Below are 26,452 nucleotides of genomic sequence, written 5' to 3'. Positions count from 1 at the left end.
TAAACTCTCCTAATACTTAAGCGTTAATGCCAGTGATTTTCACTTCAGTGAACCACTGACGGTGACCAGCTTGCTTACGCGAGTGCTTACGACGACGGAACTTAACGATTTTTACTTTATCGCCACGACCGTGTTGTACTACTTCTGCAGTAACCTTGCCACCTTCAACAAGAGGTGCACCAACAGCGATTTCTTCGCCGTTAGCAACAAGAAGAACTTTATCAAATTCAACAGTTGCACCAGTTTCAACGTCTAATTTCTCTAAACGAAGTGTTTGACCTTCGCTTACTCGGTGTTGTTTGCCACCAGATTGGAAAACAGCGTACATATTTTACTCCGCTTTTTCCGCACAGCCTATGGTTGTTAATTGTACAACTCGGGTGTGCGCTAAACTAATCAATAGGGCGCAGATTCTACGGGAATCATGGCGCTATGACAAGCCATATTTTTAAAAAATTGGCGAAAACCTGTTCGCCAAAGAAAAGTGTGGCAATCATGCCCTTTAGCGATGTATTAATCAACGTTTTTTAGTGTATTATTCAACAATTGAATACAACGTATAAGCCTTACAGGGTCTAACTTCAGCCGGATGAACAATGGATTTTAAAGCTATCCAAACGCTTACTGCCAATGATATGGCAAAAGTGAATGAAACAATTCAAGCCCAACTTAATTCTGACGTAAGTTTAATCAACCAGCTTGGTTTTTATATCGTTAGCGGTGGTGGAAAGCGCCTACGCCCTTTGCTTGCTCTTTTATCTGCCCGCGCACTTGGTTACCAAGGTGAAGCTCATATCACCTCTGCAGCCTTTATCGAGTTTATTCACACCGCAACCCTGCTTCATGACGACGTTGTCGACGAATCGGACATGAGACGTGGTAAAGCGACGGCCAATGCCGCTTTTGGTAATGCCGCTAGCGTTTTGGTGGGTGACTTTATCTACACACGCTCATTCCAAATGATGACAACGCTAGGATCCTTAAAGATCCTTGAGTTAATGAGTGAAGCGGTAAACGTGATTGCCGAGGGTGAAGTTCAACAATTAATGAACTGCAATAACCCAGACACCACAGAAGAAAGCTACATGCAGGTGATCTACTCTAAGACTGCTCGTTTGTTCGAAGCTGCGACCCAAATCGGCGCGATTCTTACTGAGTCATCACCAGAGATCGAAACAGCAATGCAGAACTATGGTAAATACCTAGGCACCGCATTCCAACTGATTGACGATGTGATGGATTACACTGCAGATGGTAAAGAGATGGGTAAAAACGTTGGTGACGATCTTGCCGAAGGCAAACCAACGCTTCCTCTACTTTACGCAATGCATAATGGCTCTCCTGAACAAGCAAGCATGATTCGTGAAGCGATTGAGAAAGCGAACGGCATGGAACGTCTTGACGACATTATGGCTGTAATGAAAGAGACAGGCTCTTTAGAGTACACAACAAATAAAGCCTACGAAGAGGCCGATAAAGCCATCGCTGAGCTTTCTGTACTTCCTGACTCTGAATATAAGCAAGCGCTAGCCACGCTCGCACACTTAGCTGTTAAACGCAGTAAGTAAGCAGGTTAATAGACAACTCGCTTCTAGCTTCTAGCTTCTATATAAATAACAAAAAGAGCCTCAGGGCTCTTTTTTTTGGTTTTCAACAAATATTTGTAGGTGAGCCAAGGTTCAATATCGGCTCGCTTCTAATGATAGTGGCAGTTGAGCTTCAATTTCTTCAAGCTCTTCCATTGGCACTGCGTATTGCTCATGCCCGTTGTAAGTCTCTACCAAGGCATACTGCTCTTGCTCATCAATTACCAATACTTTTCCTAAGTGCCCCAAATATTCGACATTCATACCCTTCTGAACAGTAGCCATAACATTTACCTTCACCTTGGTTGTGGAGGTGTATACGAGTAGCTTGAACTTCAGGATCAAAAAAGCCGATCATAATGACCGGCCCTTATTAATTAGCTTTAGGCTGAGTTAAATAGCGTCTCGCTTATTTAGCGAATTCAACACCAATCTCGATGTCGCCATTTAGCGTCTCAAGCATGCTATCTAAAGCGTTACGTTCGAAGTCACTCAGCTCACCGTAGCTAAGGATCGCTTCAGCGCCCTCTTTGCCTAGTTTAACTGGCTGTGCGAAGAATGGAGCGTGCTCGCCTTCACCTTCAACGTATGCACATTCAATCACGTTTTCTTCACCTTGAAGTGCTTTAACTAGTGCAAGACCGAAACGACAAGCCGCTTGACCCATAGACAGTGTCGCACTGCCGCCGCCAGCTTTAGCTTCTACTACTTCTGTACCTGCATTTTGGATGCGAGTCGTTAGTGCTGCGATTTCCTCGTCAGTGAACTCTACACCTTCAACTTGAGAAAGTAGAGGAAGAATCGTTACGCCTGAGTGGCCACCGATAACAGGAACACGGATGTCGCCTGGATCTTTGTCTTTTAGTTCAGCAACGAACGTTTCAGAACGAATCACATCAAGAGTCGTAATACCGAATAGACGACGCTTGTCGTAAACGCCCGCTTTCTTCAGTACTTCAGCCGCGATTGGCACTGTTGTGTTTACTGGGTTCGTGATGATACCAACACAAGCAGTCGGACAAGTAACTGCGATTTTCTCTGCAAGAGACTTAACAATGCCAGCGTTCACATTGAAAAGATCCGCACGATCCATACCAGGCTTACGAGCAACACCCGCTGAAATAAGTACAACATCCGCACCTTCTAGTGCTGGTGTTGGATCTTCACCCGCGTAACCTTTGATCGAAACAGGCGTTGGGATATGGCTAAGATCGGCAGCAACACCCGGTGTTACCGGAGCGATGTCGTAAAGTGCAAGATCTGAACCAGCAGGTAGGCGGTTCTTAAGTAGTAGGGCTAGGGCTTGACCGATGCCACCAGCGGCACCAATAACAGCTACTTTCATTGTTATTCTCCTTGAGAGCTTTCTCTTATAGATTCTTTGTAGGGTAATTCTTGAGCTAAATCTAAGTTAAAAAACTATATTAATCACAAAGTGATTACAATCAATTAACGCTAGCTTTGCGACTTCGCGCAAGTCAATAAAACCGTGCTACACAGCAAGTTCGCATTATGGCGATAATCGACTGAAATAACAAAATAAGTCGTCGCAAATAACACATTATTCTATTAAATATTTACAGTGATATGACTAACAAATTACAGGGATGTTTTGGCTAAAATTGAATATGTATGCGAGAATATGCAAACATCTTTGTTAATGAATAAGAATGACATATGCGCAATACAGAAAAGCAAGACAACTTAGTTCGTGCATTTAAAGCCTTACTAAAAGAAGAACGTTTTGGCTCACAAGGCGAAATTGTTGATGCTCTAAAACACGAAGGTTTTGAAAGCATCAACCAGTCTAAAGTCTCGCGTATGTTAACCAAGTTTGGTGCCGTTCGAACTCGTAACGCAAAAATGGAGATGGTTTACTGTCTTCCTGCTGAGCTTGGTGTTCCGACCGTTTCTAGCTCTCTAAGAGAACTAGTACTAGATATTGACCACAACAATGCATTGGTGGTGATACACACAGGTCCTGGTGCGGCGCAGCTGATTGCTCGTTTATTAGACTCACTAGGTAAGTCGGAAGGTATACTGGGCGTAGTCGCAGGTGATGATACTATCTTCATTACCCCAACGTTATCGGTTACCACTAAGCAACTGTTTGATTCAGTGTGTGAACTGTTTGAATACGCAGGATAATTGATCGCTGTTTCATAACTATCAGCCTTATTAATGGATCACGAGTATCTATTTGCTTCGTGATCCAAATCACATCCTAGAATATCCATACCTCCCTTCCAAAATCACACTAAACCATTGATTTTAAAAACTCAGTAGCAAATCAAACACGAGATCAAGACATCATTTGTTAGATTTTTTAGCTATATCTTTTAACATTCGAGTAATTTTCTGCCAATTTTTGATATTATTCAGCCACTTTTTCATCACATGGATTGAAAAAGGTGCCGTTTCCAAATAGGAAACTCCTGAAGCAACTACACTTGTTTCAGGGTTAATAATGAATAAAGGAAGGGAAATTCATGGCATTTACCAAACTTATTAAAGTTGGTGCTATTGCAGCTGCTGTAATGGGCGCTGGCGCTGTTAACGCTCAAGAGTTCATCACGATTGGTACTGGTTCAGTTACGGGTGTTTACTACCCAACTGGTGGTGCGATTTGTAAGCTAGTGAACAAGGGCCGCAAAGACCACAACATTCGTTGTTCTGTAGAGTCTACTGGTGGTTCAATCTACAACGTTAACACCATCCGTGCTGGTGAACTAGATTTCGGTGTTGTTCAATCGGACTGGCAATACCACGGCTACAACGGTACAAGTAAGTTCAAAGATCAGGGCGAATACAAGAAACTTCGCGCGATGTTCTCTCTACATACAGAACCGTTCAACATCATCGCTCGTACTGATGCTGGCATCAACAATGTGTCTGACCTAGCAGGTAAGCGTGTAAACATTGGTAACCCAGGTTCTGGTGACCGTGCAACGATGGGTGTTGTAATGGACGCTATGGGCTGGACTAACGACAGCTTCAAGCTTGCTTCTGAACTTAAAGGTTCTGAGCGTTCACAAGCACTTTGTGATAACAAGATTGATGCATTCATCTACATGGTTGGTCACCCGAACGGATCAATCAAAGAAGCAACAACGTCTTGTGATGCAAAACTGGTTTCAGCAACAGGTCCACAGATCGACAAGATCGTAGCTGAAAACCCATACTACGCTTACAGCACAGTTCCTGCTGGTATGTACCGTGGTACTGACGCTGACGTAAACAGCTTCGGTGTTGCAGCTACTATGGTAACAACTTCAGACGTTTCTGAAGAAGTTGCATACAACGTTGCTAAGGCAGTATTTGAAAACTTTGACACTTTCAAACGCCTACACCCAGCATTTGCTAACCTGAAAAAAGAAGACATGGTTAAAGCGGGTATCTCTATCCCTCTTCACCCAGGCGCAGCAAAATACTACAAAGAAGTGGGCCTTCTAAAGTAACTCTACTTTAAGCCTACTACACCAATAAGGAGGCTAGCCCTCCTTATTGGCTTTTCACGTTTTATAAAAATAATTTAAGTGAAAAGAACAGCCCTTTAAGTTTCTCCAATTTGGAGGACTTACCTTCGTATCAAGCCTAAGACAAAGACGAACAAAAAACGCATTTCCCTATCCATTCACTACACTAGATAGGAAATAAATAACGTTTGGTTGTTCGTAAGAAAAGGCAGACCATCAATAATAAGGATAAAGTACATGACGCAGACAACATCACCGTCTCCAGATGTGCAAGAAATGGTGGCACAATCAGATACTGGTGCGCGTAGCCCTCGTGGTATCCAAGGCCGTATTTTATGGTTTGTGCCTCTATGTTGGTCACTGTTCCAACTTTGGTATGCATCTCCGCTGCCGTTCATTTTTAACTTCGCAATTTTAAACGACACTGAAGCTCGAGCAATTCACCTTACGTTTGCTATTTTCCTAGCCTTTACCGCTTATCCAGCCATGAAGAATTCGCCTAGGGATCGCATCCCCGCAGTCGATTGGATATTAGCGCTTGTAGGTAGCTTTTCAGCTTCTTATATCTATATTTTCTATACTGAACTCGCTGAGCGATCGGGCGCACCAACAACATTCGATATTGTTGCGGCTGTATTCGGTATGGTTTTACTGCTTGAAGCAACACGACGCGCTTTGGGTCCACCTCTTATGGTTGTGGCAGCAGTATTCCTACTTTATACCTTTGGCGGCCCTCACATGCCGGACGTTATTGCCCACAAAGGTGCGAGCCTGAACAAGGCAATGTCGCATCTGTGGCTAACAACTGAAGGTGTATTCGGTGTGGCACTTGGCGTATCAACGTCATTCGTATTCTTGTTCGTACTGTTTGGTGCAATGCTAGAACGTGCTGGCGCCGGTGCTTACTTTATTAAAGTTGCATTCTCACTGCTTGGTCACATGAAAGGCGGCCCAGCGAAAGCAGCCGTTGTCGCATCAGGTCTGTCTGGTTTGGTATCAGGTTCATCTATCGCAAACGTGGTAACCACGGGTACCTTTACTATCCCGCTAATGAAGCGTGTTGGTTTCCCGGGCACTAAAGCAGGCGCAGTAGAAGTCGCGGCTTCAACCAATGGTCAATTAACACCACCTATCATGGGTGCAGCAGCCTTCTTGATGGTTGAGTATGTGGGCATTTCGTATGTAGAAGTAATCAAAGCCGCGCTACTGCCCGCTCTGATCTCTTACATCGCTCTGATTTACATTGTTCATCTAGAAGCATGTAAAGCAGGTATGACTGGCCTACCTCGTCGCCACACACCAACTATCGTACAAAGCTTACTGTCTTTCACGGGTACCATTTTAGGTCTGTGTGTCATCAGTGCCGCGGTTTACTACGGTGTGGGTTGGACGAAAGATGTATTTGGCGATGCGGCAACACCAATCGTTACTGTGGCGCTATTAATCGCTTATGTTGCTCTGGTTCGCGTATCAGCAAAATACGCAGCTGAAGGCGGCATGGAGATCGATGCGGATCTAAAGGAAGTTCCAGATCCAGGCCCAACGATTAAATCAGGTTTACACTTCCTACTGCCTATCGTAGTGCTAGTTTGGTGTCTGACGGTTGAACGTTTCTCACCTGGTTTATCTGCCTTCTGGGCCACAGTGTTCATGATCTTCATCTTGATCACCCAGCGTCCTTTGATGACTCTGATGAACAAATCAGACGATCTTGCAGAACAAACCAAAGCTGGTTTCGTTGACCTAGCAGAGAGCTTGGTTTCAGGCGCACGTAACATGATTGGTATTGGTGTGGCGACAGCTGCTGCTGGTACTGTTGTAGGTGTGGTGACGCTAACGGGTATCGGTCTTGTAATGACTGACTTCGTTGAGTTTATCTCAGGCGGTAGCATCATCCTTATGCTGCTCTTCACTGCGGTAATCAGCTTGATCCTAGGCATGGGCTTGCCAACCACAGCAAACTACATCGTTGTATCAACGCTGATGGCTCCGGTAATCGTTACTCTGGGTGCTGCGCACGGTCTTATTATTCCACTGATTGCGGTGCACTTATTCGTGTTCTACTTCGGTATTCTTGCGGATGATACACCTCCGGTAGGTCTCGCGGCGTTTGCAGCAGCGGCAATTGCGAAATCAGATCCGATTCGTACTGGTATCCAAGGCTTCACCTACGATATCCGTACCGCAATTCTACCTTTCATGTTCATCTTCAATACTCAACTACTACTGATGGGCATTGATTCTTGGTGGCACTTAGCACTGACTATCTTCTCATCTGTGACTGCGGTACTTATCTTCGCAGCTGCAACACAAGGTTGGTGGTTCACTAAGAACAAGTGGTGGGAAACGGTGCTGCTTATTGCATTAACCTTCACTTTCTTCCGCCCTGGCTTCTGGTGGGACATGATTTACCCAGAGAAAGTTCTTTCGCCTGGAGTTGAGATTGCTCAAATCACAGAAAACCTAGATGTGGGACAATCACTTGAACTTAGAGTGGGTGGCGAAAACTTAGAAGGTGACTATTCTGAAAAGACAGTTCGCCTGCCGTTTGAAGATTCTGCGACCTCAAGTGAAGATCGTATTGCCTCTATGGGTCTAATGCTGACTGAATCAGAAGGCAAGATGATTGTTGATATGGTTGAGTTCGGTAGCCCAGCAGAAGCGGCTGGTATTGATTTCGATTGGGAAATCAAATCCGTTATCCAAGATGCAGATCGACCAATGAAAGAGTGGGTATTCTTACCAGCTCTTATCATTTTGATTGGTTTAGCGATGAATCAAAGAAGACGTGCTCGTAAGGATGAGATTAGCGCGTAATGGATAAGGCTGAGTAGTGCTTAGCGCTATTTGGCTTTATTACATGGAAAGGATAATTACAGTGCTAAGTGAAAGCTTAGCGCTGATTAAAAAGAGACGAATACATGTATAAACAAATCCTTGTTCCTGTTGATCTTAATGACAAAGGCTTTTCTGATAAGGCAGTCGAACTGGCGGTATGGCACGCAAAACACAGCAATGCTGAAATCCACATTCTGAACGTACTACCAGGCATTCACATGTCGATGGTGGCGTCTTACTTCCCGAAAGATGCAGCGAACCAAATGAAGCTTGATGTTAAAAATCAGCTGAAAGAGTTTGCCGACAAACACATCGACGATGAAGTGGTTTACAAAGTTCATGTTGCTGAGGGTAAAACCTACGCGACGATTCTTGATTACGCAGAAAAGCTTGGCGCCGACCTTATCGTGATGCCTAGCCATAAGCGTTCAAAAATCGACAAAGTGGTACTTGGCTCGGTTGCAAGCAAAGTAGTACAGAACTCACCAATCAATGTATTGGTGGTTAAACCGCAAGGTTAAGTCATTTAATCGACACACAATCTAAAAAGGTTGACCTACAGGCCAACCTTTTTTGTTTTAATTCATGCTACATAGCTTTAGAGTCAATTCACTATGTTTTGCGGGCTACCCGCAATAAAGCCATCAATATTATCCATTAAGATATCAGACAGTTTTTGAATCGAGCTGTCGCTGCCCCACGCCACATGTGGAGTGAGTAATAAGTTCGGTAAGTGGCTATTAGCCAATAGTGGATTTGAGTTGTCGGCTGGCTCTTGTGTAAACACATCCATACCTGCGCCTGCAATCTCATGTTTTTTCAAAGCCTCAACTAGGGCTTGTTCATCTACTAGACCTCCGCGCCCGGCATTAATTAATACCGCGCTCGATTTCATCATAGTCAGCTCTCGCTCTGAAATCAGATTTTGGGTCGCATCAGTCAATGGGCAATGTAGACTGATCACATCCGCTTGCTTCAATACCGTATCAAAAGGCAGATACCCTTCTCGACAAGACTCTGCTCCTTTTCGCTCGGCAAACATCACCTTCATACCAATCGCTTTGGCTAACATTGCGGTGGCTTGACCTAAGCTGCCACTGCCCATTAAACCCAATGTACTGCCAGCCACATCTTGAATCGGATGAGTAAAGAAGCAGAACTGCTTGTCCTTTTGCCACTCACCCGCCTCAATGTCTTTGTGATAACCAACAAGGTTTCGTTTAAGAGCGAATAGCATTGCGATGACATGCTCAGGAACCGATTGAGTCGCGTAGCCTTGTACGTTTGCCACTGCAATGTTTTTAGATTTGCAGTATTCCACATCGACATTGTTGACTCCGGTCGCCGAAACCGCGATCAACTTGAGTTTTTTAGTACCAGCTAGGTTCGACTCATTGAGCACCACCTTGTTAGTGATCACCACATCAGCTTCTTCAACTCGCTCTGATACTTGCTCAGGAGCTGTGAAATCATACTCTACCCATTCATGCTCAAAGCTCAGAGGCTTTAAATGAATTTGAGATGGGATAGTCGCTCTATCGAGAAACACAACTTTCAGCGTTGGCATTCTTCTTCCTTGGTTAGATCTATGAATCAGTCCATTCTAAGCTTTTAGCTTACTGTAGTCTGGAAGCTCAGGCGCAATTTCAAAGTGCTGTTCGATTTGTGGCGATGCTTGAGGATAAAAGTCACAGGGAACAAAGGCTTTAAACAACTGATTATTCGCTGGATGATAAAAGCTCAGCTCACACGCATGCAAAGCCAACCTATCACTGTATTCAAATGCTTCTGATGTTGCGTAAAACTCATCGCCCACAATCGGTGCGCCTATTTCCATGCAATGCACTCTCAATTGGTGAGAACGCCCGGTAATTGGCAGTAACTTAAGTAAAGTCGTTTGGAGTTCTTGCTGTTCTACCACATAACGAGTCTGTGATGATTTACCATCCTCGAAACACACTTTCTGCTTCGGCCGGTTTGGCCAATCGCAAATAAGAGGGAGGTCAATCAAACCTTCAGCTTCTTCTACTGAACCCCATACTCGGGCGTAATAGAGTTTGTGTGTCAGTCGATATTGAAATTGCTTCTTCAAATGACGCTCAGCTTGTTTGTGTTTAGCGAGCAGCATCAAGCCCGATGTCGACATGTCTAATCGATGCACGACTTGAATCTCTGGAAATTCGACAACCAAGCGACTCCACATACTGTCGTAATGCTCAGGTAACCTACCCGGAACAGAAAGCAGGCCTGCAGGCTTGTTCACCACAAGAATATCGTCATCTTGATAAACAATATCAATCCACGGTTCACGTGGTGGTGTGTACTGTTCTAACGCCATTGAAGCCTCTTAATTGCTAGTGAACAAATAATTCACGGTTGATTCGTTTATAAATAAATACAATTTTCAATATTTTCGTACATAAAAGTTGACGGCTTTACAAAACATGGTATTGATAGGGTAACAGATAATAAGAAGTCAGCATCAAAGGAAAAACGATGGACAGTACGGTTAAAACCACCAACACAAAAACACCAACCTCAGCTCCCCTATCAAGTTTAATTAAGTCTCTTGGCCCAGGCATTATGATGGCCGCAGCGGCTGTAGGTGGTTCTCACTTAGTCGCCTCAACCAAGGCGGGTGCGATTTATGGTTGGCAGCTTGCCGCTCTCATTATCCTCGTTAACGTATTTAAATATCCATTCTTCAGAGCCGGCATCCAATACACGCTAGGAACGGGTCAAAGCTTGGTGGAAGGTTACTCTAACCTAGGCCGCCCATACCTTGTGATCTTTTCGATCTTGAGTGCCATATCTGCGGTCGTGAATACCGCTGCCCTGCTATTATTCAGTGCAAGCCTACTCAGTTACTTTGTTCCTTTCGATTTAGCCACTAGCACCTTGTGCATGATCGTTTTAGCGACCTGTTTGATCATTCTGTTTGCTGGCCATTATCGTGCTCTAGATACACTATCTAAAGCGATCATGGCGATCTTAACCATCACAACCTTAGCTGCAGTCGCCATTGCTATCGGCTCTCCAGTCGAACCTGATGCTGCTTTTGTTCCACCGTCGCCTTGGTCATTGGCTGCTATTGGTTTTATCGTGGTGACCATGGGTTGGATGCCTGCGCCTATCGAAATATCAAGCATCACCTCTATGTGGCTAAAAAGCCAAAAAGAGAAGCAGGAAGTGACCGCACAATCAGCGCTGTTCGACTTTAACGTTGGCTACATTGGTACGGCGCTGCTTGCTTTAGTATTCGTTGCGTTAGGCGCGCTAGTACTTCACGGTTCGGGAGTTGAACTGTCTCGCTCCGGTGTTGGCTTTACTCATCAATTGGTCGGCATCTACGCTTCGACAATTGGTGAATGGTCTCGCCCGTTAATCGCTCTTATCGCTTTCTTCTGTATCTTTGGTAGCACCATTACCGTTATCGATGGCTACTCACGCGTGCTTGCTGAATCACAACGTCTATTATTCAAAAAAGATTCAAGCCCAAGAATGCTGCAAGGCTGGATAATCATTGTCTCTATCGCGGCACTCGCGATTGTGATGTTCTTTAGCGCAGCACTGATGCCTATGCTCGATTTCGCAATGGTACTCGCGTTTGCAACAACGCCATTCTTCGCTCTGCTTAATTTCATCTTGGTCAACAAAGCTAAGCTTCCAGAAGCGCTAGCCATTGGCAGCAAACTAAAATGGTTGTCTGTAGCAGGTCTTGTTTACCTATTTGGTTTCCTAGCGGTATTTGTTTGGTGGAAGTGGTTAATGTAACCAGCTACTTGAATTGTTAATTAAGCTACAGATACAAATAAGGCCTTCATAATGAAGGCCTTATTTCGTTGAAGCATTTCGCTAATTCAAAACTAGTTGTGAGAAACCACAATCAAGCGTAATGAATCTAGCTGAACCTGAGCTTTGCTGATGTAACCGGTCAGTTCATTGATTTGAGCTTCGATTACCTCTAGCTCTTCATCACGAATATTAGGATTCACGGCTTTAAGCGCTTGTAGACGCTCTAATTCACCGTTCAGGTTAGTCTGCATATCTCGTTGAGCTTGTTCACGCACTTCTTCCACTTTAGGCAGTACGTGCGTCTCACCCGCTTCGATTAGCTTGTGAATTTCACCTTGTACCGAGTTAACTAGCTTGCTCGCTAGGTGACGGTTTACAGGGCTTAATTGACGGTTAAAGCTGTCGAACTCAACCTGAGCTGATAAGTCATTACCACGGCCATCCATCATCAAACGAATTGGCGTCTTAGGCAAGAACTGGCTGATACCGCTGCGTTTCGGCGCTTGCGCATCCACAAGGTAAACCAGCTCAAGCAGGATAGTACCCACTGGCAGCGCTTTGTTTTTCAGTAGTGATACCGCTGATGCACCAACACCTTCACTCAGTAGCAGATCGATACCGCCCTGAATCATTGGGTGTTCCCAGCTAATGAAGTTCATGTCTTCACGAGAAAGCGCAGTATCACGATCAAACGTGATGGTTGCGCCTTCGTATGGTAAGCCTGGGTAGCTTGGCACCATCATGTGCTCAGACGGCGTTACAACCAGAGCATTCTCACCCTTGTCGTCTTGGTTCAAGCCAATCGTATCGAACAGGCTTAGTGCAAACGTTACTAGGTTAGTGTCGCCGTCAGTCGAGGCAATCTTCTCTGCAATTTCATGCGCTTTTTCGCCGCCGTTTGAGTGCATTTCTAATAGGCGATCACGGCCTTTTTCTAGATCTGATTTCAGGCTTTGATTTAGCTTGGCAGACTCTTCAATCACTTCATCAAGTTGCTCAGTGTTACCAGAAGCCAGCATCTCGATAAGAACATCTGAGTACTTATCGTAAACCGTGCGACCCGTTGGACAAGTTTCCGCAAATGCATTCAGACCTTCATCGAACCAACGCGCAAGGATCGCCTGTGATGTGCCTTTTAGGTAAGGAACATGAATGTCGATATCACGCAGCTGACCGATACGGTCCAAACGGCCAATACGTTGCTCAAGCAAGTCTGGGTTGAATGGAAGATCGAACATCACAAGTTGGTTAGCGAACTGGAAGTTACGACCTTCAGAGCCGATTTCACTACAGATAAGAACCTGAGCGCCGCCCTCTTCTTGAGCAAAGTAAGCCGCAGCTTTATCACGCTCTAGAATCGACATGCCTTCGTGAAATACGGTTGCACGCACACCTTCACGCTCACGCAGTGCTTGCTCTAATTGAAGAGCCGTACTTGCACGAGAGGCGATCACTAGGATTTTCTCGCTGCGCTTGTCTTGGATCTTTTCAATCAACCAGTTAACGCGTGAGTCGAACTGCCACCAGCTTGAATCTTCACCTTCAAACTCTTGGAAGATCTCTTCTGGATACAGCATCTTCATTGCACGAGCTTCGGGAGCCATTTTGCCACCGATCATGCCAGATACACGCATTGAGGTTGTGTACTGCGTTGGAATCTCCATCGGCAGTAGGTTTACATTACGCTTAGGGAAGCCTTTGATTGCAGCACGTGTGTTTCTGAAAAGAACACGGCCGGTACCATGGCGATCCATAAGGTTATCAATCAGTTCTTGGCGAGCTAACGCTTGCTCTTCTTCGCTGCTATCACCTTCAATCACACGGAACAGAGGCTCAACATCTTGCTCAGAAAGCAGTTCCGTAATCTGGTTCTTCGCGCTGTTTTCAAGCTTCACTCCAGAGAACAGAGCCGTTACTGCATCAGCAACCGGTGCGTATTGGTCTTCTTCTTCAACGAATGCTTCGTAATCGTAGAAGCGATCAGGATCAAGCAGACGCAGACGTGCAAAGTGGCTCTCACGACCAAGCTGTTCAGGCGTTGCTGTTAGTAGTAGCACACCAGACGTATTTTCCGCTAAGCCTTCAACCACTTGGTATTCACGGCTTGGTTTGTCTTGGCTCCACTCAAGGTGGTGCGCTTCATCGACAACCAACAAGTCCCACTCGCCTTCAAGTGCTTGCTCGTAGCGCTTACGGCTCTTACGTAGGAAGTCCAAAGAACACAGAACGTACTGCTGGGTATCAAACGGGTTGTCTGATTCAGCAAACGCTTCAATACAACGCTCTTCATCGAAGATAGAAAAATGCAGGTTGAAACGGCGCATCATCTCTACTAACCATTGGTGTTGTAGAGTTTCAGGAACCACAACCAGAATGCGTTCAGCACGGCCAGACAGCACCTGTTGGTGGATGATCATGCCCGCTTCGATGGTTTTACCTAGGCCCACTTCATCAGCCAGTAAAACGCGCGGAGCGTGACGACGACCCACTTCATGAGCGATGTATAGCTGATGAGGGATCAAGCCAGCACGCATACCACACAAGCCACGCATCGGGCTCTTGTGTTGTTGGTACTGGTTGCTTAGCGCACGGTAACGCAACACAAAGTTATCCATACGGTCGATTTGACCTGCGTATAGCTTATCTTGTGGCTTGTTAAAGCGGATCTGGTTGCTTAAGAAGATTTCACGCAGAGTGACTTCTGTTTCTTGGGTATCTTCGCGAGTACCTAAGTAGGTTAGCAGCCCTTTGTCTTCGATAACTTCTTCGACAGACAGAGACCAACCTTCTTGGCATTCGATGACATCGCCTACATTAAACGTTACTCGGGTTACGGGAGCATCAGTACGTGCATAAACACGGTTTTCTTCTGACGCTGCAAACATTAGTGTCACTGTGCGAGCATCCATTGCTACAACGGTACCTAAACCTAAATCGCTCTCCGTATCGCTTATCCAGCGTTGCCCCAAAGCAAATGTCATGAATCGACTACCTCAATCTTATAGTTGGAATTTGGTCTTCTTAACTGCAGTTTTAAACAAGAACATTATCGCTCCTGAACTAAAAATATAGCCAAAAATGTCTAGTTTGCAGCCACTTTTTAAGTGCGCTCTCAATAATAAATATCTCGAGAAAATGGTGCAGAAAAAGGTCGCTAATCTTACTCGATGCTGTGATTTAGGTCACGCCTAAAGGAGATGATTTCATGCTTTTTTTCTGTTTTCGCCAGTGCAATCAAACTGTCAAAAATTCATGGTTAATCTATAGGTAGCAGATTGCTGCTCTCAAACGAATACACCATATTCACTCGTAACGATATGGTGCTGTTCCTCTAGATGAAGTTTAGGTGAGTAGGTGAGTAGTTGACTATCACCAGAATCAGATACTAATCTTTATATGAGCTTTATCTACGTTCAATGAATGCAAGGCAAGCCGCACGTCGGCAAGGAGATGCTATGGGCGAGACCAACCGGAAGCTATTTGTTTTAGACACCAATATCCTACTTCACGAACCCTTCGCTATATTTTCTTTCCAAGAGCACGATGTCGTTATCCCCATGACAGTGCTAGAAGAACTCGACAGAATCAAAGACAGTAAAAGAGACGTTGCTCGAGATGCGAGAATTGCGATTCGAACGCTCGAAGACCTGTTCAGGGAAGCCACACCAGACCAAATATCGGAAGGCATCCCTTTTTCTAAAGACATAAATGCATCTGGCAGTATTTCAATACTCGCTGACTACGAACTTCAAGAAAGCATCAAAGCCTTTGCCGATGACAAGGCGGGCGATAACCGAATCCTCAACGCTGTCCTCTATCTTCAAAATAAACGCGCACCACGCGAAGTGGTTCTCATCACCAAAGACATCAATATGCGTTTACGAGCAAAAGGCGCCGGTGTACGTTTTGTTGAAGACTATCAAACTGACCAACTGATTGATGATATCCAATACCTCACCAAAGGCTTCCAACAACTGGAAGGCTCATTTTGGGATGGTATCGATAATGTCGAGAGCAGAAGTTTAGGCGGCAAGACGCTGCACACCTTAGCAAGAGCGCCGTTCGAGCCAACCTTCCTCAACCAATATGTGATTGACGAAGAAAGTGACTTTGCCGCTCGAGTCGAGGAGATTGAGCCGGAAAGCATTACCCTGAGAGACCTCAGCCGCGAAAGATTGATGAATCGCAGAGCATGGGACATCACACCAAAGAACGTCTATCAAGGCATGGCGATTGATGCGCTGCTCGACCCTGATATTGATCTTGTGATTCTCACTGGCGCCGCAGGTAGTGGTAAGACACTGCTTGCTATGGCTGCTGCACTTGAACAAACCATTGAACGTAAGCAATTCGATAAGATCATCGTAACCCGCAACACCCCTGATATTGGTGAATCGATAGGTTTCCTTCCGGGTACAGAGGAAGAGAAAATGTTGCCTTGGTTAGCCGCAGTGACCGATACACTGGAAGCGCTGCACAAGAACGACCACTGCACAGAAGGCTCGATGAAGTACATCTGTGACAAAGCCAATATCCAGTTCAAATCAATCAACTTCATGCGTGGCCGCTCGATTCAAAATGCCTTTGTGCTTTTGGATGAGTGTCAGAACCTCACCGCTTCACAGATAAAAACCATCATCACCCGTTGTGGTGAAGGTACTAAGATCGTCTGCTCAGGTAACTTAGCGCAGATAGATTCTTCTTACCTAACCCCTGTGACTTCAGGCTTAACCTACATGGTTGAGCGTTTTAAAAACTTCGAAGGCAGTGCCAACATCCACCTCAATGGTGTGGTGCGTAGCCGACTAGCTGAGTTTGCGGAAGAGAACATGTAGTGACTCTATACGCTCACTGAATCAGTAATCTAAAAACAAAAAGCGCCTCACATTGGAGGCGCTTTTCAATTTAATATTTTGAAGTAAGTCGGCAGAGGTTAGTCTGAATTACTCAGTACCACCAACGGTTAGCGAGTCTAGTTTCAATGTTGGTTGACCAACACCCACTGGCACACTTTGACCAGCCTTACCACACACACCCACACCACGGTCGATGCTTAGGTCGTTACCCACCATAGACACCTGCTGCATCGCTTCGATACCAGAACCGATTAGCGTCGCGCCTTTCACTGGGTGAGTGATCTTACCGTTTTCAATCATGTACGCTTCAGACGCTGAGAATACGAACTTACCTGATGTGATATCGACCTGACCGCCACCGAAGTTCGGTGCGTAGATACCTTTCTCAACCGTCGCGATGATCTCTTCCGGTGTGTGTTCGCCCGGTAGCATGTATGTATTCGTCATACGTGGCATTGGAAGATGCGCGTATGACTCACGACGACCATTACCTGTCGGTGCTACACCCATTAGACGAGCGTTCAGCTTATCTTGCATGTAACCTTTTAGGATGCCGTTTTCGATTAACGTATTGTACTGACCGTTAACACCTTCATCATCGACGTTCAATGAACCGCGTAGATCCGTTAATGTACCGTCATCGACAATCGTACATAGGCTTGAAGTTACTTGCTCACCAACTTTGCCAGAGAATACTGACGACTCTTTACGGTTGAAGTCGCCTTCTAAACCGTGGCCTACCGCTTCATGCAGCAGAACGCCCGGCCAACCAGAACCAAGAACCACAGGCATGGCACCAGCAGGCGCTGCAACCGCTTCAAGGTTAACTAATGCTTGGCGAATCGCTTCATCCGCAAATTGGTAAGCAACTTGAGTGCCTTTGTCATCACTTAAGAAGAAGTCGTAACCAAAACGGCCACCACCACCAGCGCTACCACGCTCACGACGATCACCCTTCTGTGCAAGTACGCTAATAGACAAGCGAACCAGCGGACGAATATCACCAGCGTAAGTGCCATCAGTCGCAGCAACCAGCATCTGCTCATGCACACCACTTAAACTCACCGATACTTCAGTCACCATCGGCTCTTTAGTGCGAATGTAAGCATCTAATGATTTTAGTAATTCTGTTTTCTGCTGTTTTTCCCAACTCGCAAGCGGGTTAACTGCATCATAGTAAGCTTGATTAGAGTTGCGTTTGAACGCTTGAACCTTGCCGTTTTGACCTTGTTTAGCAATACCACGAGCCGCAATTGCGCTCTGCTTAAGACCATCCAATTGGATTTGGTCAGAGTAAGCAAAACCAGTCTTTTCACCAGATACTGCACGAACGCCAACACCGCAATCGATATTGAAAGAGCCGTCTTTAATAATGCTGTCTTCTAGCACTAAAGATTCGTGCCAGCTTGACTGAAAGTAGATATCAGCATAATCAATTTGGCGGGTAGCAATACTCGCCAATGTATCTGCGATATTTTGCTCCGTAAGCCCTGTCGGGTTCAGTAGCGCTTCTTCAATTTGATTAATGCTCATAGATGGCTCTTGTTTGTAATTAAAATTGATTGGTAAATCGAGAGTGTTGCGCGATGGGCATATTTTGCCTAATGGACTCGCAACTGGATGTGTCTATCTCAACCACCATACTTTTAGGATCTTGGTCTAACTGTGCGACCACTCGTCCCCATGGATCAACCACCATTGAGTGTCCCCATGTTTCTCTTTGGCAAGGGTGTTTTCCGCCTTGACCTACCGCGACAATCCACGACTGTGTTTCAACCGCGCGGCATCTTAATAGTACTTCCCAGTGCGCTTGACCCGTTACCGCTGTAAAAGCCGCAGGCACCACAATGATTTGTGCCCCTTGCTTACGTAACTCTGAATACAAGTGTGGAAAGCGCACATCATAACAAATACTCAAACCTAAGCGACCAAAAGGCGTTTCCGCTGTCACAACTTGGTTGCCCGGAGTGAAAATATCCGACTCTCGATAGCACTTATGGGCGTCAGCGACATCCACATCAAACATGTGTAGCTTGTCGTAATGAGCAACGAGGCAACCAAAATCATCAATCACCAAGGTGGTGGTCGTCACTCCGTTAGTTGTGCTTATCGGCATACTGCCAATGACGATCCAAATTCTGTGAAGCTTTGCTAGCTCAGAGATTTTCTTTTGCAGTGGGCCATCATTAAAAGGCTCAGCACACTGGTGATAGTCGGCTTGACTGCCAAAAACTAACGCGTTTTCAGGGCAAACAACCCACTTAGCCCCCAACTCTTTGCACTTTGCAACTTCTTGAGCAAGGTACTCAAAGTTCAATTCAGGGCTGGGGCCAGATGTCATTTGAATCAACCCAACACAATCCATGTGTATCGCTCCTCCATTCATTATGATTCAGAAATCAGCATTTCACCGTATATTCGCTGACTCGGGCATAAGGTCTTTTCGGCTAATTTAAGGCCTATTCGGCTAATTTTCTCAGCTTCTCTGGCAGCTGAAACTCGCCAGAGCTACGAGAAAGTTCGCTCACCGTTGGTGAATCCAATGGTCCTTTCACCGAATAATTTACTTGGGTAAAGACTTCCACAACTGGCGAGATAACCGTGGTCACCGCCAATACGTACAGCGCCGTTTGAGGGGTTACCGCAAAGGCCGTTAATACGGGAATACCCGAGGTAATATCTGGGGTAAAGTTCACCTCAGCATCAACCTGACGCGTGTTGAGGTTAGCGATACCTTTGATTTTCATCTCACCTGCGACCGCATCCATGTTCAGATCATTGGTCAGGAAGATACCATTTTGAATCTCGCCCGTTCCGGTGATGCTGTTGAAGGCCATACCTTTATCAAACACATCTGAGAAATCGAGCTGCATCTTACGGATGATCGAATCTAGGCTAAACAGGCCAAGTAATCGAGCTGCGCCGCTCACATCCGAGATAATGCCTTTACCAAACTTGGTTTTAACGTTGCCATCAAGGGTATCCATTTTGATTCCCCAAGGCGAACCATCCCAATTTAGTTGACCTTCCAACGCGAATGGCGCTTTTTGAATCCCGGAAGTAATACCAAAGCGCTCCATGAGCTCGCTGTTGTTTTCACCTTCAACATCAACGGTTAACGATGAATGACTCTTGTCACCTTGCAGTTCCCACCAGCCACTCACATCCGCTTTGTTACCGCCGCTTCGCACCTGGATTTTGTTCCACTCGATACGATCTTCGTTCCTCGTCATTTCAACATCGACCTTACCCACCTTGTAGCCTTGCAGCCAAAAGTCGTTCAGCGTCAGGGTCAGGTTTGGCATCGCATCGTGGATCTCTCTATCCAATTTGGATATCAATGGCGCAGCTTGTTCTTTACGTTGCAGCAGTTGCTGATCTTGGTTGTTCTTATCACTCCACTCAGGAACAAACAGATGCAGACGATCCAGTGAAACTGTCAAATCATAAGGAGGCAGGTAGTTAATATCCCCTTCTAGCTCTTGGCTAGACACTTCCATTTGCCACGCCTGTTTGTTCTTACTAGCACTAAAATCGACGTCATTCCAAGAGATACCACCCAAGATCAGCTCTTTACTCTCAAAGGTAATACGGCTTGGCGCAGGTATGGTTGGCGTGTTCATTTGACTAAGTACAGCCGTTGAAGGCTTTACCGGTTCCATTACAACCGATAACCAATCATCGGCATTGAATTTGTCTGTACGAATCAGGGCGTGATGGCCCACCACCGGGCTAATTTTGTAGCCACCGCGACCAAGCACTAAGTTGGTCGCCGTTAACTCAGGCACGTCGCCTGTGATATCAATCTCAGCTTGGTACTTGGTGTTTGGCAATTGCAGGCGCGCGGTAATCGTCTCTTGGTTACCCGATGCCTGTAGCCTTGCAGAGCCACTTTCTAGTGATTTTTTCGCCAATGGATATGGGTAATCACTCGCCAAGTATTTTAGGTCTGACTGTAAGTCTAGTTGGTAGGTAAAGCCGATATCATTCAGCTGGATATCAATCTGGCTTTGCCATTGCGCATGACCTGATAAGCGGCTTAACCATTGCTCACCGATGTAAGGTTCTAGAGGCTTGACGTCCCAATCACCTAACACATCAATATCAACTGCATAGCCAGGACCATCATTAAGGCCCTTAAAATCAAGCGAGATACCTTGGTTAAGCAGATCCGCAGCGAGGCCATTTGCCGTCACTACGTCATTATCAAATTCAATTCGACCCGTGGTGTTCTCGAGCACCATTGGCGGCGCTTCAATCTCAACATGGTTGCCACTTAAGTCGGCGTAACCCCATGCTCTTGCTTCTTTTTCAGAATCAAACGGAATATTCAGCTGGAACTCAGAAGAGACATCACCACTCACTTGAAGTGCGGTTAAGGCTGCGCCTACCGAGCCCACCAGTGGCGAAGACGTCATGTAATCGCGTACTGCGTTGCCAGACGCCGTCGCTTTAGCTTCAATTTCAATATGGCCGCCTTCCCCTAAATAAGGAATGCGTCCTGTGATTCGATCTGCCGTCACATCCATCAGTTGAGCTGAGCGAGAATCCAGATGCATCGCATCATTTTCAAACAACAGATCAAGCTGAAGATCAGTAATCAGTGGCCACGCGGTATCAAAGCTGAATTTCGCATCTTCTAAGCCAACCCAAACCTGGAAAATACCATCGTGGTTAGTGTATGGATATTGAGACAAATCACCATGCCACAACAGTTTTACGGTATCCGCTTTACCGGCTTGAATCGCAGTTGAAAGGTAGTCTGTTAGATCTTGCCCAAGAGCCAGTGTAGGTAAGTAGCGCCATGTTTCACCGACATTGTAAGCGTCCGCTTCGCCGTAGAAGGATAAAAACGGGCTCGCATCTTTTGGGAAGTCTAAGCGGAATGCGCCTAGTACTTGTAAATCGGGGGTGGCAGCTGTGATTTTGTCTGACCACAGCTTCCAGCCGTTTTCATCTTGCTGCCAAACAATATCAACCTGACCTTGTTTGATATTCAAAGGCGCTTGGAATACGTCACCATAAGGGAACACATCGTCAATAACATGCAGGCTAGCTTTCGCTTCCGAGGCCGAACCAAACACACTACCAGACACTTGGCTAAAGCCTGGGACTAGTTCCCACTGCTCGATAGCAAGATCAGAAAAACTGGCTGAATAACGTAAACGGTCAATTCCCGAACCCATGGAAACACGGATATCAGAAACAGAGCCGCCCGGCGCCAATACGTTAATCATTTTGGTTGATTGTTCAGAGTCAGGCAGCAGCTTAATCAACGGAGTAATAGTCGCAATATCCAGCTCAGAAATGTTGAGTTGCCATGGACCTTGATTCCACTTGAACGCTACGTCGAGTTCCGGCCAAGGTGTGTCATCCGTTCTAAGGTTTAGTGAGTGACCATTTACTTGCCAACCATCATCAGTCGGCGACAACTTAAAGACACCGGACTCAAGCATGAGGTCATGCTCGCCATCTTCGTTCCACGCCAGTTCTGAGGGTAAAACCTCAACATAAGCGCTCACTGGCTTGCTATTTCGCAGCGTAAGCCAGCTATTCAAGCTCACAGTACCCGTTTCAATGCCGGATTCCGCCTGCATATAATGCGTAAGCCATGGCTTAACAGAAATGCTGTCGGCACTGACATAAAACTCACCAGTCACATCAGTCAGTGACCCACCATCAATAAAGTTAGCACTCACTGACAGAGAGTTTAGATTGGCACCTTTGATACTCACCACACCTTCAGCAAGGTGATGTTTGTCTGAGTTTTGCCATTTTAAGGTTTCTATATCGAGCTGACGTTCTTCACCCGAAACAGAGTGATAAAGAATAGAAGAATCTTTTGCAGTTACATCGACGAGTGTTTTTAGCAGTAAATTATCGAGCTCTTGCATCGCTCGCTGGGAAGAGCCAGAATCTTTAGGCTCATCTTTGCCATTTTGCCCAGCAAACAGCTCAATTGAGCGGATATCAAGATACATTTGATTCATGACCAACTCGGCCACAACCGGGCGCATCTGTACGACCGATTGAATCAAGTCAAACTCGACTTCAACACGCTCGACAGAAAAGCTCACATCTTCCGCATTGGGAAGGCTGGCTTTAACGCCTTGCAGAGCAATAGAGGGGTGAGTGTTACGCCAAAAACCGCCCACGTCTTGAATCGAAAAATCAAAACCGGAGTGTTGGTTTACCCAAAGCTCAATTTCAGATTGATACTTGTTTAAATTGGGCAAGGCTACACGCAGTGTAGTAACGGCAATGGCTAGCGTTACTAAGAGAGTAACCACTAACCATAAACATGCACGTAGAATCAGAGTAACGCTTGAGCTCACAAAATTTCCATTACATCATAACAACATCAAACTGCTCTTGTATGTACAGAGGCTCAGCCTGGATTTTAACTTGCTTACCAATAAAGACTTCAAGCTCCGCAAGCGCATGAGATTCATCGCCCTCTAACGCCTCAGCTACGGCAGCTGCCGCATAGACCACAAATTTATCGGCGTCGTACGCACGATTCACTCGCGTGATCTCTCGAAGAATTTCATAACAAACGGTTTCAACTGTCTTCACACTGCCGCGGCCTTCACAAGCAGGACAGCTCGAACATAGGATATGCTCAATACTTTCACGAGTACGTTTACGAGTCATCTCAACCAACCCAAGCTGCGTGAAGCCATTAATATTGGTTTTCACACGGTCTTTGTCGAGCGCAGCCTCTAAAGAAGTTAGTACTCGCTTACGATGTTCCTCAGACAACATATCAATAAAGTCGATAATGATGATGCCACCTAAGTTACGTAGACGCAGCTGACGAGCAATCGCTTGAGTCGCTTCTACATTGGTGTTGAAAATCGTCTCTTCTAGATTACGACGACCAACAAACGCGCCAGTGTTGATATCAACCGTGGTCATCGCTTCAGTTTGGTCGATAATCAGATATCCACCAGACTTTAATTCGACTTTACGATCCAATGAACGCTGAATTTCGTTCTCGGTATCGTACATATCAAAGATAGGCTTATCACCTTCATACAGCTCAAGCTTGTCTGTCAGCTCAGGCACGTATTCAGAGGTAAACTCTTTTAGGTTTTCATATTCTAGACGAGAATCGACCTGAATCTTGCTCAGCTCAGTACCGACGAAGTCACGTAAGATACGTTGGCTTAAGCAAAGCTCACCATACAAACGAGTACGCGCCTTGTGCTTACCACGACGCTCTAATACTTTTAGCCATAATCGCTTCAAGAATGCGGCATCTTGTGCCAACTCATTTGAATCTGCACCTTCTGCTGCTGTGCGGATGATGAAGCCACCGTGTTCGTCACAGTAACGAGACACGACTTTTTTAAGACGGTTACGTTCAGACTCGCTGTCGATACGTTGAGATACACCAACATGACTTGCGCCCGGCATAAATACCAGATAACGAGACGGTAGAGTGATATCAGTGGTTAAGCGAGCACCTTTAGTACCAAGAGGGTCTTTGACCACTTGCACCACAATGTCTTGCCCTTGACGGACAAGCTCTGAAATATCACGAACCTGAAATTGTTTCTTTTCGTTTTCAGCGACACATTCAGTGTGTGGGACAATATCAGAGGCGTGTAAAAAAGCTGCTTTCTCAAGGCCTATATCCACAAAAGCCGCCTGCATTCCCGGAAGAACACGGCTTACACGTCCTTTATAGATATTTCCTACGATACCGCGTCGAGCATCTCGTTCGACATGGATCTCTTGAAGAGCCCCCCCTTCAATCATGGCCACACGAGTTTCACTCGGGGTCACGTTCAGCAACAATTCAGCACTCATGGTGCACCTCAGGTTAGTAATTATAAGAATTCTTGCAGTAGCTGGTCCGTTTCAAATAAAGGTAAGCCGACAACGGCGTAATAACTACCTTCGATTCGGGTGACAAAGCGTCCGCCCAAACCTTGGATCCCATAGCTACCGGCTTTATCGCATGGCTCCCCTGTTTGCCAGTATTGTTCTATTTCTTTTTCACTGAGGGGTTTAAACCATACGTCGGTAATAATGATTTCTGTTCTTTGTTTTTCTTCTGAAACCACAGAAACCGCCGTCATCACTTGGTGACGTTCATTCGCTAACTGAGTAAGCATACGCTTAGAGTCAGCAAAATCGCAGGGCTTCTCAAGTACTTGCCCTTGACTAACAACGACGGTATCAGAACCAAGAACGACTATATCAGAGCCATTATCTACAGTATCAGAACTAGGAACGACATGCTGCCTTTCAGAAGGGTTATCTTTTAATAAAGACAACGCAGCTAAAGCTTTATCTAAAGATAGTCGCTTAACATATTCTTCGGCGGTTTCTTGAGCGTGTTTACACTCTTCAACATCGGTTACGAGGACAGAAAACTCATAACCGAGTTGAGATAGCAATTCTTTGCGGCGTGGAGAGCCGGATGCCAAAACTAAATGTTTCTTTTCCATCGTCACGCTACCTCACATGCCAATGGCGACGCACGCGTCTCATTAATAAAAACATCCAAGGCCAAAGTATACAGTTTATCAATGCGCTCCATAACGATAACGGATTGAAAACAACATCTTGGATCAAATATTCACCAAAGAAGATCAACACCTCAAACAAGACCGTTAACGCGGCAATGATCATCGCTTGCTGCCATAACGCCATGTTACGAATGACGAGGAAGTTCATCGCAATAATGTACATCACTATTGCCATCATCATGCCTCGAATACCCAGAGTAGAGCCGATCAAAAGGTCCCACAATAAGCCTAAAATCAAAGCACTACCCACGTTAACACGATGCGGTAGAGCCAAAACCCAGTAACACGTAACCAGCAGTAACCAAGATGGTCTAAATAAATCTAAGCTACCAGGCCAAGGGATCGTCTGCAGAATCAGTGCTATTAAAAATGAGCAGAAAATTACTACCTTGCTTCTCAAAACGCTATTGGCCATCTTCGCCCTCTAACAATGCTTGTTCTATGCTCGATTGATCCGCTTGCATCTGTTTATTTTCATCAGGCCATACAAGCAGCAGGTATCTGAGCTTATCGAACTCAACCACAGGCTCTGCTTTAATCACAGCGAACTCACGTTTCGGGTCGTAATCAACGGCCGTAACATAGGCGACTGGATAACCTTCTGGATATACCCCACCAAGACCTGATGTCACCAACAGATCTTCTTCTTGTATATCGGTACTGGTTGGAATGTGCTCTAGCTGGATCTCATCAATCATGCCATTGCCCGAAGCAATCACACGGATGTCATTACGAATAACCTGAACAGGAATCGCATTGTTTGCATCAGTGAGTAGTAATACACGACTATTATGAGCAGCAACGAAAGTGACTTGGCCGACAATGCCTTTTTCGTTGATCACCGGCTGACCTTCATACACCCCATCAATCTGACCTTTGTCGATCACGACTTGATGGCGATATGGTGAAGTGTCTACCGCCATAACTTCTGTGACGACTTTCTTCTCATCACGGATAAACGGCGAGCCTAACAGCTTACGAAGGCGCTTGTTTTCTTCTTGATATTGCTCAAGCAGAATCAGCTCGCTCTTCAGACGCAAGACTTCTCGTTTAATATTATGGTTAGATTCAATTAACCCTTTGCGAGTGCTAAAACGGTCGTAAACACCATCGAACATAGTGCGAGGCAAGTTGGCTGCATATTGAATAGGCGCAACCATGCTGTTTAATAGATAGCGAACATTTGAGAAAGCATCTAAACGACTATCAGCCAGCATAAGGCTGGCTGATAAAATTACAGCAAAAAACAGGCGCAATTGTAGAGAGGGACCTCTACCAAAAATTGGCTTCATTCTATATTTGGTCCTAGAGCTACATTTGATCCTATAGACAAGGTCCTAGGCTCTTTACATAAAACTAGA

20 protein-coding genes are annotated in these 26,452 nt (G+C 45.6%); 7 read left to right on the top strand and 13 right to left on the bottom strand.

Annotation, left to right across the window (positions count from 1 at the left end):
- Nucleotides 1-16 precede the first annotated feature (16 nt).
- Complete coding sequence (gene rplU / locus AB4161_RS03280; RefSeq protein WP_004740823.1) at nt 17-328, bottom strand: 50S ribosomal protein L21; 312 nt, start codon at nt 326-328, stop codon at nt 17-19.
- A gap of 268 nt (nt 329-596) precedes the next feature.
- Between rplU and ispB the strand changes: the two genes are divergently transcribed.
- Entirely contained in the window at nt 597-1,568 is a 972-nt protein-coding gene (ispB, locus tag AB4161_RS03275; RefSeq protein WP_372082789.1) for an octaprenyl diphosphate synthase, read from the top strand.
- Nucleotides 1,569-1,679: 111 nt separating this feature from the next.
- Here ispB and AB4161_RS03270 read toward each other — a convergent pair whose 3' ends face one another.
- The gene (locus tag AB4161_RS03270) at nt 1,680-1,871 is read right to left on the bottom strand and encodes a hypothetical protein (protein WP_017061375.1); all 192 of its coding nucleotides are present in this window, start codon (nt 1,869-1,871) and stop codon (nt 1,680-1,682) included.
- A gap of 124 nt (nt 1,872-1,995) precedes the next feature.
- Nucleotides 1,996-2,931 carry a malate dehydrogenase gene (gene mdh / locus AB4161_RS03265; protein WP_009847834.1) on the bottom strand — a complete coding sequence of 312 codons (936 nt, stop codon included), beginning with the start codon at nt 2,929-2,931 and terminating at the stop codon, nt 1,996-1,998.
- Between the two features lie 332 nt (nt 2,932-3,263).
- Here mdh and argR point away from each other — a divergent pair, with 332 nt between their 5' ends.
- From argR to AB4161_RS03245, 4 genes are all read left to right on the top strand, one after another.
- Nucleotides 3,264-3,734: a transcriptional regulator ArgR gene (gene argR, locus AB4161_RS03260; protein WP_004740827.1), complete on the top strand. Its 471-nt coding sequence runs from the start codon at nt 3,264-3,266 to the stop codon at nt 3,732-3,734.
- Between the two features lie 341 nt (nt 3,735-4,075).
- Nucleotides 4,076-5,044 carry a TAXI family TRAP transporter solute-binding subunit gene (locus AB4161_RS03255; protein ID WP_017061374.1) on the top strand — a complete coding sequence of 323 codons (969 nt, stop codon included), beginning with the start codon at nt 4,076-4,078 and terminating at the stop codon, nt 5,042-5,044.
- 255 nt (nt 5,045-5,299) lie between these two features.
- Nucleotides 5,300-7,879: a TRAP transporter permease gene (locus tag AB4161_RS03250; RefSeq protein WP_372082788.1), complete on the top strand. Its 2,580-nt coding sequence runs from the start codon at nt 5,300-5,302 to the stop codon at nt 7,877-7,879.
- Nucleotides 7,880-7,983: 104 nt separating this feature from the next.
- The gene (locus AB4161_RS03245; RefSeq protein WP_004740830.1) at nt 7,984-8,421 is read left to right on the top strand and encodes a universal stress protein; all 438 of its coding nucleotides are present in this window, start codon (nt 7,984-7,986) and stop codon (nt 8,419-8,421) included.
- A gap of 83 nt (nt 8,422-8,504) precedes the next feature.
- Here the strand turns inward: AB4161_RS03245 and AB4161_RS03240 are convergent, their stop codons facing one another.
- A complete protein-coding gene (locus AB4161_RS03240; protein ID WP_372082787.1) occupies nt 8,505-9,467 on the bottom strand; it encodes a D-2-hydroxyacid dehydrogenase in 963 nt (320 codons plus the stop codon).
- Between the two features lie 36 nt (nt 9,468-9,503).
- The gene (rluA, locus tag AB4161_RS03235) at nt 9,504-10,238 is read right to left on the bottom strand and encodes a bifunctional tRNA pseudouridine(32) synthase/23S rRNA pseudouridine(746) synthase RluA (protein ID WP_017071551.1); all 735 of its coding nucleotides are present in this window, start codon (nt 10,236-10,238) and stop codon (nt 9,504-9,506) included.
- 158 nt (nt 10,239-10,396) lie between these two features.
- Here rluA and AB4161_RS03230 point away from each other — a divergent pair, with 158 nt between their 5' ends.
- Nucleotides 10,397-11,674, top strand: a complete 1,278-nt coding sequence (locus AB4161_RS03230) for an NRAMP family divalent metal transporter (RefSeq protein ID WP_017061369.1) — start codon at nt 10,397-10,399, stop codon at nt 11,672-11,674.
- A 92-nt stretch (nt 11,675-11,766) separates the two neighbouring features.
- On the opposite strand, the gene rapA is transcribed toward AB4161_RS03230, so the two are convergent.
- A complete protein-coding gene (rapA, locus tag AB4161_RS03225; RefSeq protein ID WP_372082786.1) occupies nt 11,767-14,676 on the bottom strand; it encodes an RNA polymerase-associated protein RapA in 2,910 nt (969 codons plus the stop codon).
- A gap of 474 nt (nt 14,677-15,150) precedes the next feature.
- Between rapA and AB4161_RS03220 the strand changes: the two genes are divergently transcribed.
- A complete protein-coding gene (locus AB4161_RS03220; protein ID WP_017062953.1) occupies nt 15,151-16,530 on the top strand; it encodes a PhoH family protein in 1,380 nt (459 codons plus the stop codon).
- Between the two features lie 108 nt (nt 16,531-16,638).
- Here AB4161_RS03220 and tldD read toward each other — a convergent pair whose 3' ends face one another.
- The 7 genes from tldD to mreC all read right to left on the bottom strand — a co-directional run bounded on the left by tldD (nt 16,639) and on the right by mreC (nt 26,383).
- On the bottom strand, nt 16,639-18,084 hold the full coding sequence (tldD, locus tag AB4161_RS03215; RefSeq protein ID WP_017061366.1) for a metalloprotease TldD: 1,446 nt from the start codon (nt 18,082-18,084) through the stop codon (nt 16,639-16,641).
- Between the two features lie 19 nt (nt 18,085-18,103).
- Nucleotides 18,104-18,916, bottom strand: coding sequence for a carbon-nitrogen hydrolase family protein (locus tag AB4161_RS03210; protein ID WP_372082785.1), 813 nt, complete (start codon nt 18,914-18,916; stop codon nt 18,104-18,106).
- Between the two features lie 94 nt (nt 18,917-19,010).
- On the bottom strand, nt 19,011-22,886 hold the full coding sequence (locus AB4161_RS03205) for a YhdP family protein (protein ID WP_372082784.1): 3,876 nt from the start codon (nt 22,884-22,886) through the stop codon (nt 19,011-19,013).
- A 10-nt stretch (nt 22,887-22,896) separates the two neighbouring features.
- Nucleotides 22,897-24,366 (bottom strand): ribonuclease G, encoded by a 1,470-nt coding sequence (rng, locus tag AB4161_RS03200; RefSeq protein ID WP_017061363.1) that lies wholly within the window; start codon nt 24,364-24,366, stop codon nt 22,897-22,899.
- Between the two features lie 20 nt (nt 24,367-24,386).
- Nucleotides 24,387-25,010 (bottom strand): nucleoside triphosphate pyrophosphatase, encoded by a 624-nt coding sequence (locus AB4161_RS03195; protein WP_372082783.1) that lies wholly within the window; start codon nt 25,008-25,010, stop codon nt 24,387-24,389.
- 7 nt (nt 25,011-25,017) lie between these two features.
- Nucleotides 25,018-25,506, bottom strand: coding sequence for a rod shape-determining protein MreD (gene mreD / locus AB4161_RS03190; protein ID WP_017061361.1), 489 nt, complete (start codon nt 25,504-25,506; stop codon nt 25,018-25,020).
- A complete protein-coding gene (gene mreC / locus AB4161_RS03185; RefSeq protein WP_004735927.1) occupies nt 25,496-26,383 on the bottom strand; it encodes a rod shape-determining protein MreC in 888 nt (295 codons plus the stop codon). Before mreC ends, mreD begins: the two co-directional genes overlap by 11 nt.
- Nucleotides 26,384-26,452 lie beyond the last annotated feature (69 nt).

It is taken from the genome of Vibrio sp. 10N.286.51.E5 (assembly GCF_041469125.1).
Taxonomy (GTDB): Bacteria; Pseudomonadota; Gammaproteobacteria; order Enterobacterales; family Vibrionaceae; genus Vibrio; species Vibrio crassostreae_C.
The sequence above is the reverse complement of the archived record's forward strand: the minus strand, read 5'-3'. Positions and strand labels throughout refer to the sequence as shown.